General features: G+C 70.1%; 13 protein-coding genes and 1 pseudogene. 2 read left to right on the forward strand and 12 right to left on the reverse strand.

From position 1 onward, the window contains the following. Positions 1-48 precede the first annotated feature (48 nt). The 4 genes from ACPEH0_RS10390 to ACPEH0_RS10405 all read right to left on the reverse strand — a co-directional run bounded on the left by ACPEH0_RS10390 (position 49) and on the right by ACPEH0_RS10405 (position 4422). Positions 49-1122 carry an ABC transporter permease gene (locus ACPEH0_RS10390; RefSeq protein WP_311284424.1) on the reverse strand — a complete coding sequence of 358 codons (1074 nt, stop codon included), beginning with the start codon at positions 1120-1122 and terminating at the stop codon, positions 49-51. Continuing rightward, positions 1119-2051 carry an ABC transporter ATP-binding protein gene (locus ACPEH0_RS10395; RefSeq protein ID WP_366213974.1) on the reverse strand — a complete coding sequence of 311 codons (933 nt, stop codon included), beginning with the start codon at positions 2049-2051 and terminating at the stop codon, positions 1119-1121. The genes ACPEH0_RS10390 and ACPEH0_RS10395 overlap by 4 nt, the downstream gene beginning before the upstream one ends. A 10-nt stretch (positions 2052-2061) precedes the next feature. Beyond that, entirely contained in the window at positions 2062-3333 is a 1272-nt protein-coding gene (locus ACPEH0_RS10400) for an MFS transporter (protein ID WP_217531553.1), read from the reverse strand. Between the two features lie 93 nt (positions 3334-3426). After that, positions 3427-4422 carry a glycerophosphodiester phosphodiesterase family protein gene (locus ACPEH0_RS10405; protein WP_366213973.1) on the reverse strand — a complete coding sequence of 332 codons (996 nt, stop codon included), beginning with the start codon at positions 4420-4422 and terminating at the stop codon, positions 3427-3429. 163 nt (positions 4423-4585) lie between these two features. Between ACPEH0_RS10405 and ACPEH0_RS10410 the strand changes: the two genes are divergently transcribed. Beyond that, positions 4586-5494 carry a Bax inhibitor-1/YccA family protein gene (locus ACPEH0_RS10410; protein WP_064001235.1) on the forward strand — a complete coding sequence of 303 codons (909 nt, stop codon included), beginning with the start codon at positions 4586-4588 and terminating at the stop codon, positions 5492-5494. A gap of 70 nt (positions 5495-5564) precedes the next feature. Here ACPEH0_RS10410 and ACPEH0_RS10415 read toward each other — a convergent pair whose 3' ends face one another. The 7 genes and pseudogenes from ACPEH0_RS10415 to ACPEH0_RS10445 form a co-directional block, all read right to left on the reverse strand. Beyond that, positions 5565-7157, reverse strand: coding sequence for a sensor histidine kinase (locus ACPEH0_RS10415; RefSeq protein WP_366213972.1), 1593 nt, complete (start codon positions 7155-7157; stop codon positions 5565-5567). A 124-nt stretch (positions 7158-7281) separates the two neighbouring features. Beyond that, complete coding sequence (gene guaA, locus ACPEH0_RS10420) at positions 7282-8862, reverse strand: glutamine-hydrolyzing GMP synthase (RefSeq protein ID WP_366213971.1); 1581 nt, start codon at positions 8860-8862, stop codon at positions 7282-7284. Next, positions 8859-9377, reverse strand: coding sequence for a DUF3817 domain-containing protein (locus ACPEH0_RS10425; protein WP_359918287.1), 519 nt, complete (start codon positions 9375-9377; stop codon positions 8859-8861). The genes guaA and ACPEH0_RS10425 overlap by 4 nt, the downstream gene beginning before the upstream one ends. A gap of 10 nt (positions 9378-9387) precedes the next feature. Further along, entirely contained in the window at positions 9388-10245 is an 858-nt protein-coding gene (locus ACPEH0_RS10430; protein ID WP_366213970.1) for an SURF1 family protein, read from the reverse strand. After that, positions 10245-11366, reverse strand: a complete 1122-nt coding sequence (locus ACPEH0_RS10435) for a GuaB3 family IMP dehydrogenase-related protein (RefSeq protein WP_366214199.1) — start codon at positions 11364-11366, stop codon at positions 10245-10247. The genes ACPEH0_RS10430 and ACPEH0_RS10435 overlap by 1 nt, the downstream gene beginning before the upstream one ends. 48 nt (positions 11367-11414) lie before the next feature. Next, a pseudogene (locus ACPEH0_RS10440) lies at positions 11415-11837 on the reverse strand (transposase); the annotation flags it as partial. A gap of 314 nt (positions 11838-12151) precedes the next feature. Next, the gene (locus tag ACPEH0_RS10445) at positions 12152-12463 is read right to left on the reverse strand and encodes a putative quinol monooxygenase (RefSeq protein ID WP_311284431.1); all 312 of its coding nucleotides are present in this window, start codon (positions 12461-12463) and stop codon (positions 12152-12154) included. Positions 12464-12570: 107 nt separating this feature from the next. On the opposite strand from ACPEH0_RS10445, the gene ACPEH0_RS10450 reads away from it, so the two are divergent. Further along, entirely contained in the window at positions 12571-13512 is a 942-nt protein-coding gene (locus tag ACPEH0_RS10450) for a GlxA family transcriptional regulator (RefSeq protein WP_366213969.1), read from the forward strand. Between the two features lie 203 nt (positions 13513-13715). Here ACPEH0_RS10450 and istB read toward each other — a convergent pair whose 3' ends face one another. Beyond that, positions 13716-14507, reverse strand: a complete 792-nt coding sequence (istB, locus tag ACPEH0_RS10455; RefSeq protein WP_125133150.1) for an IS21-like element helper ATPase IstB — start codon at positions 14505-14507, stop codon at positions 13716-13718. Positions 14508-14557 lie beyond the last annotated feature (50 nt).

Consider the following 14557-nt stretch of genomic DNA (forward strand, 5'->3'; position numbering starts at 1 on the left):
TCCCCAAGAGGAAGATGCGCAGATGAGAGGATCCTCACCCGGCGGGCGTCACGCGATGCGGGTCCCCGGCGGAAGACGACGCGCCGGCGTGCGAGTGCGCACACCCGCCCACCACAGCAGGAGGCCCGCCGCGATCACCTGCACGCCGAGGCCGACGAACCAACTCGGCACCGTCGACGCGATGATCTCCTCCGGTGTCGGGCCGCTGTCCTGCACGACGCAGTCGCTGTACGAGCTGACCGGCTCGGGGGCGATCTGCGACTGCCGGACGGAGTACTTCGTCCATCCGAACAGGTCGTCGGGGTTCCCGTACTCGTTGAAGCTCGACGGTGTCGCGTCGGCGAGGATCACGAAGGGGTTCGCCGCCAGGATCCACCAGAAGTAGTCGAACCGCGGCACCTCGGAGGTGGTGCTCTCCCAGTCGCCGCAGACCCACTGCTCCGGATCGTTCGGGCAGTTCGACGAGCCGTCCGCGCACACGGGCGCGCCGGTCTCGTCGTACTGCGCCGACTGGTACCGGTCCACGCGCTCGGTGCGGACGCTCGACCCGAGCAAGCCGAACGCGATGACCGTCCCGACGGTGAGGGCCGCCACGACGAGGTAGGTTGTCGCGACGGAGAACAGCGGACGGGCGAGGATGCCGCTGAACGCCGTCCCGAGCGCCGCGACGACACCCGCTTCGACGACCAGCACGACGGCCGAGACCACGACGGCGAGCGGGTTGATGCCCCCGCCGAAGGTGGCGATGACGAGGAACGGCACGGCGACCACGGCGAACGCGAGCCCCGTCAGCCACGCGGCGAGGAACTTGCCGAGCACGATCTCGCGGGTCGTCGCCTGGGTGACCTGCAACGGGGCGAGGGTCGCGGCATCCCGGTCGCCGTTGATGGAGTTGCCGCTGAGGGTCGGCGAGACGAGCACGACCAGCAGCAGCGTGACGAAGACGACGACCGAGTAGACGCCGGGTCCGGAGTCCTCCTGGCCCGAGAAGGAGAGGAAGGCGAGCGCGGTCGTCCCGACGAGGACGAGCGCGAAGACACCGAGCAGCACGTACCAGGACACCGTGCGGATGCGCTGGGTCAGGTCGAGGCGGGCGATGGTCCACAGTCGCGAGAGGTTCATCGCGCACCTCCTTCGAGGTCGAGGAAGGTGTGTTCCAGCATGCCGCTGGCCGCGGAGAACTCCGCGACCGGCAGGCCGGCCGCGACGAGCGCGGCGAGTCCCTGCGCCGCGGCCACGTCGCCGGCGAAGCTCACGAGCAGGTCGCGTCGGTCGACGGGGAGGGTCGCGACGTCGAGCCCGAGGGCCTGGGCCACCGGCAAGGCGGCGGTCGCGGCATCCCGATCCGCGAGGCGGATCCGCCACGTCCGTGCACGTCCGGCCGCCTCGGCGACGCGCTCGGAGCTCACGGTCTCGCCCTGCGTCATGAAGACGGCGTCGTCGACGACCTCCTCGAGCTCGGAGAGGATGTGGCTGGAGACCAGCACCGTGCGTCCCTCCGCCGCGAGCGAGCGCAGCAGCAGGCGCAGGTCGATGCGCGCCTGCGGGTCGAGACCCGAGGCGGGCTCGTCGAGCAGGAGCACCCGCGGGTCGTGGACGAGGGCGCGCGCGAGGCCGAGGCGCTGCTTCTGGCCGCGGGAGAGCACCCGGGCCGGAGCATCCCCGAGAGACTCGAGGCCGACGGTGGTGAGGAGTTCCGCGGCGCGTGCCGCGGCGGCCGTCCGGTCGAGGCCGGAGAGCCGGCCGGTGACGGCGATCGTCTCGCGGGCCGAGAGCGAGGGCCACGCGCCCAGGCTGTCCGGCATCCACCCGAGCTTCGCGCGCGCCGCCGCGGGGTCGGTTACGGGATCGATCCCGGCGATCCGGATGGTGCCGGCGTCGGGGGCCAGGAGCGAAGCGAGCATCAGCAGCAGCGTCGTCTTGCCCGCGCCGTTCGGGCCCACGAGGCCCGTGACCGCGCCCTCGGGCGCCTGGAAGGTGACGTCGCGGACGGCGTGGACGTTCCCGAAGGATCGTCGCACCCCCTGGGCGACGATGCCGGCATCAGTCATACCGCTCACCCTAGGGGGCGGAGGTGTCCTCCTGGGGAACGCGCGGACGCACACGCAGATTGAGCAGGCCGAAGGTCAGCAGCAGCGCGACCGCGACGACGGGTGCCCACAGGGCCACCGCGGCCCCGGCGGACTCGGCCAGCGCGCCGACCACCATGCTCGCGAAGGCCTGTCCGACGACGACCGCCGAACCGAGCACGGCCATGACCGTCGCCTCGCGTCCGCGCGGCGAACGAGCGGCGGCGAGCGCGTAGATCGTCGCGAGCGTCGGGCCGATGCCGCAGCCGGCGAGCGCGAGAGCCCACCCCATCGAGATCGCCCCCGTTGCCCCGGCGGCGAGAACCGCACCGATCAGCAGGACGGCGGTGAAGCCGATCCAGCGCCACGGCAACGCGAAGCGTCGCGGCAACAGGCCCACCCCGAGCGCGAGGATCGCCGAGCCGATGCCCATGATCCCGTAGAGGATGCCGGTCTGCTCGGGGAACCCGCCCTCGTCCGCGAAGGCGGTGAGCGAAGTCAGCATCGCTCCGAAGAACAGTCCGGTCGCGAAGGTGCCGGCGGCGGCGACGAGGATGCCGGGGCGCAGCACGGCCCGCGCCGGCTCACGCGCCGCACCCTGCTCCGCGTGGCCCGCGGTGCGAGCGGTCGGGTGCAGCGCGAACGCGGTGACGAAGACGACGGTGAGGGCGGCGGCGGCGAGAACCGGGGCGGCGGGGCTCGCCGCGATCGCGACGACGCCGACGAGGACCGGCCCGAAGACGAAGACGATCTCATCGACGGCCGACTCGTACCCCATCGTCGACTCCTGGAGTCGGCCGCGGGCGACGCGGTCGAGCCGCATCCGGCCGATGGAACCGACCAGTCGGGCGCGGGACATCGGCGAGACCTGCGGGGCGGTCGCCCCGGCGAGCACCGAGACGGCCAGGAGCACACCGTCCGGGGTGTCGCCGTAGGCGACGGCGACGAGGGTCACCAGGACGGCGCTCTGGACGAGCGTCGCGAGCAGCAGCACCGGTCGCTGACCCCAGCGGTCGGCGGCCGCACCGATGAGGGGGCCGGTCGCGATGGTGCCGAGGCCGACCATCGCCGAGGTGAGCCCGCCGACGGCGAGCGATCCCCGGGCGTCGACCACCATCGTGAGGACGCCGACGACGATCATCGCGTACGGCAGTCGCGCGATCAGTGCGATGGCGAAGTATCCGATACCCACGGACGCAGCGAGCGTCCGGAGGGGGCTGTCGCGTTCGGGGGCGCGCACCGGTGTCGAGTCGGTGAGGGGCATGTGTCATGACCTCCGTGCAGCTGAGGCGTCGTGCCGCCTTGACTCTCCACGGATCAGGTAGTTACACGGGGTGCCGGCGCACCGGCATCCATTCTACCGCGCGTCACCTGAGCGTCCCGGGCGGGCGAAGAAGGCGACGCCGAGGTCGGGGTGGTCGACGAAGACGCCGTCGACGCCCGTCTCCGCGATCCGGCGCCACTCCCCCTCCCAGTCGCCGAACGTCGCGTCGTCGCCGGGTCCGCGGAAGAGCGGGTCGAGGAACGCGTTCTCCGGTCGGCACGTCCACACGTAGACCTCGAGCCCGCGACCGTGCGCGTCCGCCACGACGGACGGATGCTCGAGCACGATCCGCTTGTCGAGACTGATCCCATCCACCTCCCCTGCGAGCCGGTCGAGTCCCTCCGGGGTGAGCTGGTCGGCGTAGGTGACCGCGTCGTCGCCGTCCGCCGCCCGGAGGTCCCACGCGGACCCCTCCGCCTCGAGCAGGTAGACGTAGCGGGCACGGATGCCGCGACCCCGCAGCTCCTGCAGGATCCGCTGCTCGAACGATTCGATCACCAGCGGCCGCGCCCCGACATCCCATCCGGCGCTGCGCAGTTCGTCGGCGAGCAGCCCCGCGACGTCGTACCCGATCGATCCGAAGTACGTCGCGTGCTTCACCTCCAGCACGACGCCGGCTCCCGCCGGGGCGGCAGCCACGAGGTCGAGGAGCTCGCGCAGCCGCAGGATCGGCTGACCGCGGTCGCTCGCCGCGCTCCCCGGCCGAAGGTGCGGCAGCCGTTCCCGGCACCGCAGCGTGGCCAGCTCGTCCCACGTGAAGTCCTCGGTGAACCATCCGGTCAGGTCTGCGCCGTCGACGACCTTCGTCGTCCGGCGGGACGCGAACTCGGGATGGTCGGCCACGTCGGTCGTCGACCCGATCTCGTTCTCGTGCCGGACCACGGCGATGCGGTCCGCGGTGAAGACGACGTCCGGTTCGACGGCGTCCACCCCGGAGGCGAGAGCGAGGTCATAGGAGGTGCGCGAATGCTCGGGCAGGTACCCCGGCGCGCCGCGGTGACCGATGACGAGCGGGCGGTTCACGGACATGCGGTCAGGTTACCCAGCTCGGGTGACGCGACCCGCCGCAGGAGCGCGGCCAGAGGGGCCTCATAGTCCTCTCACAGCGGGGGCCCGCACCCGCGGAAACACGGTCCGATACGCTGGATCGACAGCACAGCGCTGTGAGTCGACTTTTGGAGTGAGACACACAATGGCAGCGTCCGGCAATTTCGCCTTCAACAATCCGGTGTTCCAGGAGGATCAGCGCCGTCCCGGCCTGACTCCCCCTGCCGCCCCGACGAACTACTCGGCCGCCTCGCACCAGGCCGCCGACCTCGCCGCGAGCGCTCAGCTCGAGGGCATGTACGCGGCCCCCACCGCATCCTCCGCCAACACCGGCCGGATGACGGTCGAGGACACCGTCGTCAAGACGGCGGGCCTGTTCGGCATCCTGCTCGTGACCGCACTCGTGGGCTGGTTCTGGACCCTCGGCGGGTCGCTCATGCCTACGCAGGTGGAGCCGGCCGACCTGACGATCATGCCCTGGATCATCGGCGCGCTCGTGGGCTTCGTCCTCGCGCTCGTCATCAGCTTCACGTCCCGCAAGAAGGTCCGCCCGGCTCTGGTCTGGGCGTACGCGGCGGCTGAGGGTCTGTTCGTCGGTGGAATCTCGGCGTACTTCGAGTTCATCTGGCCGGGCGTCGTCCTGCAGGCGACCATCGCGACCCTCGTGGTGGTCGGCGTGACCCTCGCCCTCTTCGCGAGCGGCAAGGTCCGTGTCAGCAAGAAGGCCAACAAGATCTTCATGATCGCGATGGTCAGCTACCTGGTGTTCGGCCTCGTCAACCTGGTCCTCATGTGGACGGGCGTCACCCAGGGCACCTTCGGCCTCTACAGCCAGGAGGTCTTCGGCATCCCGCTCGGCCTCATCATCGGCCTGCTGGTCGTCCTCATGGCGTCGTACTCGCTCGTCCAGGACTTCGACCTCGTGCAGCAGGGTGCCCGCAACGGCGCTCCCCGCGAGTTCGGCTGGATCGGCGCCTTCGGCATCATGGTCACGGTCGTCTGGCTCTACGTCGAGATCCTCCGCATCATCGCCATCCTGCGGGGCAACGACTGACCCCCGCCTCACACGACGAAGGCCGTCCGGGAAACCGGGCGGCCTTCGTCGTTGCGGGCGATCCGCGTGCTCAGGAAGGGAGCCGCAGGACGGCGACCGTGCCGCGCGGGGCGTGCGACTCGAGCGCCACGGTTGCCCCGTAGGCCTCGGCGAGCGACGCGGCGTTGGAGAGCCCGATGCCGGTGCCGGGAATGGCGGCATCGTGTGCGTACGGAGCCCGGTAGAACCGGTCGAAGGCGTGCGTGCGCTCCTGCTCGGTCATCCCGACACCCTGGTCCGCGATGGTGACGACGATCTCGCGTCCCTCCTCGTAGGCCGAGACCACGACGTCGCCGCCTCCCGCGGGGGTGAACTCGACGGCGTTGCGGAGGAGCTCCTCCAGGATCGACGCGAGATCGCGGACGGCGATGCGGGCGGCCCGGTCGGGCATCGCGCCCATCTGGATGTGGATGCGGCGGTCCCGCGCGCGGGCCGCGACCTCCGAGATCGCGTGTTTGACGACGGGACCGACGTGGGAGGCTCCCGAGCGCGCTTCGACGTCGCGTGTCGACTGTCCGGCCGCGATGAGGCGCTCGACGAGCCGCAGCAGGCGCTCCGCTGACCGCTCGACGGCTTCCCACCGTTCGGTCTCGGCCGACTCGTTCATGAGGGCGATGTCGGTGTGACCGAGGATCACCGTGAGGGGCGTGCGGAATTCGTGACCGACGGTGCTGAGGAACCGATCGCGGACTTCGACGGCACCCACGAGCTCGGTGACGTCCTGACCGACGATCACGATCCCGACCTCCTCGCCGCCGGCGACGACGGGACGCACGATGACCTGCAGCACGCGCCGCGGGTCGCCGCCGAACTCGACCGTGCGCGGCGCGGCGAAGTCCCCCGAGCGCACGCGCTCGACGAAGTCGGCCGAGGTGGCCTCGGCGGGCATCGAGCTGTCCGCGCGCCAGATGACCGAGAGGAATCCGTCCCGGTCGATCTCATCTATCCCGGATCGGCCGCTGATTTCGGCGGCGACGGCGTTGAGCAGGATCGGGCGTCCATCCGGTCCGAAGACGGCGACGGCGTTGTCGGTCGCGTCGAGCGTGGCGCGCAGCATGGCGGTGTCGCGGCCCGACAGCCGCAGCGCGTGATCGAGTTCGTCCGACACGGCCTCGGTGTGCGCCCGCATCCGCCCGAGGTCCCGGGCAATGAGGGCGATGGTTCCCGCGATGAGCCCCGCGATAATGGGCAGGGCGACGACCGAGACGACGTCGGCGGCATCGCGGAATCCGCCGGTACGGATGATCTGGATGAGCGGTCCGAGAGCGGTCAGCAGCACCCCGGCCACGACGGTGGCGGGCGGGAAGGCGAAGGCGAGCCAGCCGAGCGGGAAGATCACCAGCAGGCCCGCCGCGGGCAGGACCTCCACACCGGCGTCCCGCAGGGGAAGGCACGCGAGGATCTGCACGAGCGGGATGGCCGCCAGCCACTCCGTGTGCTTGGTCGGCTGGACGAGCCAGACGGCGGTCATGGCCGCCGTACTCAGGACGATGACGCCGAAGCCGGCGAGCAGCAGCGGGGTGATGCGGGCGCTGTCGATCGTCCCGAGGATCAGCACGACGATGAGGGTCGAGATGGCCAGGACGAACTGCGCATACGGCTGTGTACGCGGACGCTCGATCAACGCCTCACCCCCTCCTCAGACGGCGGTGCAGACCGGGGCAGGAGCCCGCGCTCACTCTGACCGGGCCGGACACGCCGTGTCAAGGGCTGGCGGCGCGGCTCGTCACGGGGGCTCCCCCCGCGACTCACTCCCATTCGATGGTCCCCGGGGGCTTCGACGTGACGTCGAGCACCACCCGGTTGACCTCGCGCACCTCGTTCGTGATGCGGTTGCTGATCTTCGAGAGCACGTCGTACGGCAGCCGGGTCCAGTCCGCCGTCATGGCGTCCTCGCTCGAGACGGGGCGAAGGACGATCGGATGCCCGTAGGTCCGCCCGTCCCCCTGCACGCCCACCGAGCGAACGTCGGCCAGCAGCACGACGGGGCACTGCCAGATCTCGCCGTCCAGTCCCGCCTTCGTCAGCTCCGCACGGGCGATGGCGTCGGCGTCACGCAGGATCTCGAGGCGGTCAGCGGTGACCTCACCCACGATCCGGATGCCGAGGCCGGGCCCCGGAAAGGGCTGGCGCCCGACGATGGCCTCCGGCAGACCCAGCTCGCGACCGATCGCGCGGACCTCGTCCTTGAACAGGGTGCGCAACGGCTCGACGAGCTCGAACTGCAGGTCCTCGGGAAGCCCGCCGACGTTGTGGTGGCTCTTGATGTTGGCCGTGCCGGCACCGCCGCCGGACTCGACCACATCCGGGTACAGGGTGCCCTGCACGAGGAACCGGATCGGGTCGCCCTCCGCGGCGGCCTCGGCGATGAGGTCCGACTGGACCTTCTCGAAGGCGCGGATGAACTCCCGGCCGATGATCTTGCGCTTCTGTTCGGGATCGCTCACGCCGGCGAGGGCGTCGAGGAAGGTCTCCCGCGCGTCGACGGTGATCAGGCGCACCCCAGTCGAGGCGACGTAGTCGTTCTCGACCTGCTCGCGCTCGCCCTTGCGGAGCAGACCGTGGTCGATGAAGACGGCGGTGAGCTGGTCGCCGACAGCTTTGTGCACGAGGGCGGTGGACACCGCCGAGTCGACGCCTCCCGACAGCGCCGAGATGACTCGGCCCGTCCCGACCTGCGCGCGGATCTTCTCGACCTGCTCGGCGATGACGTTGTCGCTGTTCCAGTCGGCGGGCAGTCCCGCCGCCTTGTGCAGGAAGTTCTCCAGCACGCGCTGGCCGTGGTCGGAGTGCTTGACCTCGGGATGCCACTGCACGCCGTAGAGCTTGCGGGCGTCGTTCGCGAAGGCGGCGACGGGGGTGGCCGCGGTCCGCGCGAGGACCTCGAAGCCGTCGGGAGCGGCGCTGACCTGGTCGCCGTGACTCATCCACACGTTCTGGTCCACGGGCTGTCCGTCGAGCAGCACGTTGTCGGTGACGATCGTCGCATCCGTCGCCCCGTACTCGCGGAGACCGGTGTTCGCGACCTCGCCGCCGAGGGTCTTGGCCATCACCTGGAAGCCGTAGCAGATGCCGAGCGTCGGGACGCCGAGGTCGAAGACACCGGCATCCAGCTGCGGCGCACCCTCCTCGTAGACCGACGACGGACCGCCCGAAAGGATGATCCCGACAGGGTTCTTCTCGGCGATCTCCGTAGCGGTCGCGGTGTGCGGCACCAGCTCGCTGTACACGCCGGCCTCGCGGACGCGACGGGCGATCAGCTGCGCGTACTGGGCGCCGAAGTCGACGACCAGCACGGGGCGCTGGGAGGTTTCGGTCTGCTCTGTCACCGGGTCTCCGTGGGGGTTTCGAGGGGGACGGATGCGGCGGCCTCCCGCTCGGCCAGGTACTCCCTGACCTCGCGGGCGACCTTCGCCTCCATGAAGAAGGACAGGAGGGGCACGATGCCGCCGAGTGCGAGCACGATGAAACGCGGGAAGCGCCACCGCATGAGGCTCCACACCCGGAAGCACGCGAAGAGATAGACGACGTAGAACCACCCGTGCACGACGAGGATCGCGAGCGAGATGTTGACGCCGTCTCCGGTGGAGACGATGTCGCACGTGTTCGTCATCGGCGCGAACAGTGAGTACCACTGGCAGTCGGGGCCGGGGATCGCCGTCGCGAACCACAGCAGTCCACCGGAGCCGCCGGCGAAGAGCTCGACGTGGAGCGGCGTGTACTTCAGGATCATCTCGGCGACCAGCAGAAGCAGGCCGACACCGGTGACGATCGATGCGATCTGATAGAACCGCAGGGCGCCGCGGATCGCCGGGAACGTGGCGAGTTTGGGCTGGACGGGCATGGCTTCCAGTCTACGGGCGCGGCAGGGGCTGCTCGGCGCCCTCGCCGTCGTCGGAGAGCGCTTCGACTTCCTTCTCCCACGCGTCGCGCGCCAGTCGGTACCACATGTAGAAGGCGAAGCCCGCGAACACCGCCCACTCGATGGCGTAGAAGATGTTGAGCCAGTTCACCGACGACAGCTCGGTCGGGGCCGGCGCATGGATCTGCTGCAGCGCGCCGAAGGCCTCCGCGGAGACGAGGTAGGGACGGTAGACGTCGAGCCCCTCGATGTCGCTCCACTGCGAGAGCAGCGCGGCCGGAGACATCGCGGTGATCTCGAGAGGGTCGGCGTCCCGCGGCGGCTCCTTCGCGCCCTCGTCGGAGATGAGCCGTCCCGTCAGCGTGACGTCCTGCGGCGGCGCGTCGCTCAGAGCGGATGCCGCGGCATCCGCGTTCTCCCGGTCAGGCGTGAACCCGACCGCCACTGCGAGCGAGGTCGGACCGTCCACCCCGGCGGTCGTCGGGTCGACGCGGAATTGTCCCGTCACCCAGTATCCGGGCGTGCCGTCGTCGTAGCGGGAGGTGACGACGCGGAAGTCGCCGGCCACGAAGGCACCCGTCACCTCGACCCGTTGGCCCACGAGCGGCTCCGGCAGGTAAGCGCCGGGAGCCACGACCTCACCCAGCGGACGCACCTGCTCGGTCATGCCCGCGGGCGGCGGATCGGTGTCGATGGCGTTCCCCAGCTGCCACTGCCCGAGCCACGCGAAGATCCCGGCCACGAGCAGGGCGAGGCCCAGCATCCCGATCCAGAACGGACGGGTCATGACCTCCCGCAGCGTCGGCGGGAAGACGTCGGGAAGATCGTCGACGGCGGGGGTTCCAGTCATCAGTGGGAAGACGCGTACGGCGCGACGACGACCTCGACGCGCTGGAACTCCTTGAGATCCGAGTAGCCGGTCGTCGCCATCGACTTCCGCAGCGCACCGATGAGGTTCGCCGTGCCGTCGGCGACGGGGGCCGGGCCGTAGAGGATCTCTTCCAACGGCGAGACCTGACCGACCTCGACGCGGGTGCCGCGCGGCAGCTTGGCGTGGTGCGCCTCGGGTCCCCAGTGGAAGCCGCGGCCGGGGGCGTCGGTCGCGCGCGCGAGCGCGACGCCGAGCATGACGGCGTCGGCGCCCATGGCGAGCGCCTTCACGATGTCTCCCGACGTGCCGACACCGCCGTCGGCGATCACGTGCACGTAGCGCCCGCCCGACTCGTCGAGGTAGTCGCGGCGCGCGCCGGCGACGTCGGCGACCGCGGTGGCCATCGGCGCGTGCAGGCCGAGGGTGGCGCGAGTGGTGGATGCCGCTCCCCCGCCGAACCCGACGAGGACGCCGGCGGCGCCGGTCCGCATGAGGTGGAGCGCGGCCGTGTAGGTCGCCGCACCGCCCACGATGACGGGGACGTCGAGGTCGTAGATGAACTTCTTGAGGTTGAGCGGCTCGTCGACACTGGACACGTGCTCGGCCGAGACCGTGGTGCCGCGGATGACGAACAGGTCGACGCCGGCGGCGACGACGGTCTCGTACAGATCCTGCGTGCGCTGCGGGGTGAGCGCGCCGGCCACCGTCACACCGGCGGCGCGGATCTCGGCGAGGCGGTCGCGGACCAGCTCGGGCTTGATCGGCGCGGAGTAGAGCTCCTGCATCCGACGGGTCGCGCCGTCCGCGGGGAGCGCGGCGATCTCGGCGAGCAGCGGCTCCGGGTCGTCGTACCGGGTCCACAGCCCTTCGAGGTCGAGCACACCGAGGCCGCCGAGCTGACCGAGCATGATCGCCGTGCGCGGGCTCATCACCGAGTCCATCGGCGCCCCGAGGACCGGGATGCCGAAGCTGTAGGCATCGATCGACCAGGCGGTCGAGACGTCCTCGGGGTTGCGCGTGCGCCGCGAGGGCACGACGGCGATGTCGTCGAAGGCGTACGCGCGACGCGCGCGCTTGGCGCGGCCGAGCTCGATTTCCATGGTCACCGTCCCAGCCTACCGTCGAGGCCCGACGCCCGCCCCGCCTGCTCAGCGGGCACGCGCCACCCGCGGTTCGTCCCACACGGGCTCGTCGGACTCGTAGACCGTGCCGTCGGCCCCGAAGACGAGGAACCGGTCGAACGACCGTGCGAACCAGCGGTCGTGGGTGACCGCGAGCACGGTTCCCGAGAACGCGGTCAAGGCGTTCTCCAGCGCCTGGGCCGACACGAGGTCGAGGTTGTCGGTCGGCTCCTCGAGCAGCAGCAGCGTCGCACCCGACGGTTCCAGCAGCAGGATCTGAAGCCGTGCCTGCTGGCCGCCGGACCCGAGCGCGGAGCCGCGGAGGTGCTCGAGGCGGCGATTGATCGCCTCGGTCGGACCGTTGGATGTGCCGGGTCGGTCGAAGTAAGCCAGAACGTCGTCGGCGCGCTTGTTCAAGGTCCGTCCGAGCGTGTTGAGCTCGACCAGTGCTCTGAGATGAGCCTGATCAGGTCGTCGGTTGGATTCCGACAGGCGGCTCCAGCGAACAGCCCCTGACCTGCGGAAACGCAGGGCAGGGGCTGTTCGGTTCTGGTGGTCGCGCGATGCGCTGGCTTCACGGCTCTGCCCGACACCGGCGTCGCTCTCCTCTACGACGGACCCCCCGCCGGCTGAGCGCTCGCGGCCGGCATCCTGTCCGTGTGCCGGTAGGCCTCGCACCGCTCGGCAACGCGGCGGGGCGTTGTGTCGCGACCTGGTCGGGTCCGACGGCTCGGCGGGGCGCGATCGTCTCGTGCGTTGGCGGACTACGGGAGCTTGGACGCGAGGACGTCGGCCGCCAGGATCTCGGGTGCTGCGCCGAGGAGGTGCTGGTTGGCCATCAGGGCTGCGACGATGGCGCCGTTGGCGTGGGCGTCGCGAGCGGCCTCGTCGGGGAATGCATCGAAGATCCAGAAGGTGTCGGCGTGGGTCCTGACCGCGAACCAGACAACCGTTCCTACTTCTTCGTTGGCGAGTGCGACAGCGCCGGCGAGCAGATCGGCGACCGCGTCGTGCTGTCCATCCGCCGCGACGATCTTGGCGACGAAGGCATACGGAAGTGATGCGGGTGTGGACATGAGGGGCTCTCCTTGCAGTCGGGGTTTTTCGTGGGACGAGTTCAGCGTATGCCGAGCAAGGGCCGGCGGGCAGTGGCGTATACGGCAGTATTGCTATTGTTTACGTCATGCGTATCGGACTGATCGCGATCGACGGCTGCTTCGGTTCGGCTATCGCGTCGATCATCGACATCGTGCGGGTGGCCGACGGAGCTCGCGGCGATGTCGACCCGCGGATCGACCCGATCGAACTCGCCATCCTCGGACCGAAACGGCGAGTGACCACGACGGCATCGATGACCCTGTCGGTGGACCACCCGCTGTCGGAGTCCGGAGAGTTCGACGTGGTCGTCGTCCCTGCGCTTGGAACCCTTACGGCCGCCGCTACCAACGACGTCCTGCAGAGCCGAGATGCTCGTTCGGTCATCGCCTCGCTCGGGCGCCTCGACGAGGCGACCACCCGGATCGCCGCGGCGTGCACCGGCGTGTTCGCCGTCGCCGAGACCGGACGGATGCATCATCGACGGGCGACGACCAGCTGGTTCCTGGGGCCGGAGTTCCTGAAGCGCTATCCGACCGTCGCCCTCGATCTCGACACCATGGTCGTGGCCGACGGGAACCTCGTCACCGCCGGCGCCGCCTTCGCCCACATCGACCTCGCGCTCTCACTCGTGCGATCGATCAGTCCCGACCTGGCCCAACATGTCGCCAAGCTCCTCATCATCGACGAGCGCCCGTCGCAGGCGGCCTTCGTCGCCTACGAACATCTCCGGCACGAGGACCCGATCGTCGTCGAGTTCGAACGCTTCGTGCGCGCCCGCCTGGACGAACCGTTCAACGTCGCCTTCGTCGCGCAGTCGCTCGGCATCAGCCGGCGCACCCTCGAACGACGAGTCCGTGCGGCGCTCAACCTCACTCCGCTCGGATTCGTCCAACGGCTTCGCATCGAACGAGCTCGGCACCTCTCAGCAACCACGGACCTCACCTCCGCCGAGATCGCGCTACGGGTCGGCTACGCGAACGCCGAGACTCTGCGCTCCCTCCTGCGCAGGGAGCGACGCCGTTCCTGACCTATCGCCATGCCTGAGAACCACCTCTCAGCACGTCGCGTCGGCGCTCCTGCGTCGCCCCTGGACGACCCACTCGACATGCCCGCAGCACAGGCCATGCGACGTGCCCCGGCTTCCCGGACGGTCGGGTTGGGTGGCTTGTGTCGGCGGCGGGTGAATCCTGGTCACTTTCGGCGCTCGAAAAGTGAACGGTTGCGGGCAGTCTAGCCAGGGGTCTCGTCGGTGGTGGTGCGAATGCTGGGGAGGCTGTCGATGCCTCTGCCGCGGAGGCGGTAGCTGGCCCCTTTGAGGGTGAGGACGTCGGCGTGGTGAACGATCCGGTCGATCATCGCGGCGGCGACGGCCTGGTCTCCGAAGACGCCACCCCAGCCGGAGAACGGCAGGTTCGAGGTCAGGATCAGCGACGCGTGTTCGTAGCGTGACGAGACCAGCTGGAAGAAGAGGTTGGCGGCGTCTTGTTCGAACGGGAGGTAGCCGACTTCGTCGACGATGATCAGCCCGTAACGGCGAAGCCGGGTGAGCTCTCGTGGGAGGTTGCCTTGCCGGTGGGCGTCGGCGAGTCGGGTGACCCAATCGGTCGCAGTCGCGAACAACACCCGGTGCCCGTGGCGGGCAGCGACGATCCCGAGCGCGGTCGCGAGGTGCGTCTTCCCGGTCCCGGGAGGGCCGAGCAGGACCACGTTCTGCGCTTCGAGGAGGAACCCTCCCGAAGCGAGCGCGGCGATCTGCTGCCGGGTGGCTGGTTGCGCGTCCCAGTCGAAGTCCTCGAGCGTCTTCCGGCTCGGGAAGCCAGCGGCTTTGATCCGCAGCTCCGCGCCGGAGGCGTTGCGAGCGCTCACTTCGCGTTCGAGGACGGCGGCGAGGTAGTCCTCGAACGACCACCCGGCGTCGCGTGCTTGGTCCGCCATCCGGGCTGCGGCCTCCGTGATCCGGGGTGCCTTGAGTGCGCCGGCGAAATAGGTGATCTGCTTCGCGACGTCGGTCTTGCCGGCCATCAGTTGCTCCCCTCGACGAGCCCGAACGCGCGGTCGTAGTCGGCGAGATC

Source organism: Microbacterium sp. NPDC079356 (assembly GCF_049545465.1).
In the GTDB taxonomy this organism is placed as follows: Bacteria; Actinomycetota; Actinomycetes; order Actinomycetales; family Microbacteriaceae; genus Microbacterium; species Microbacterium gawkjiense.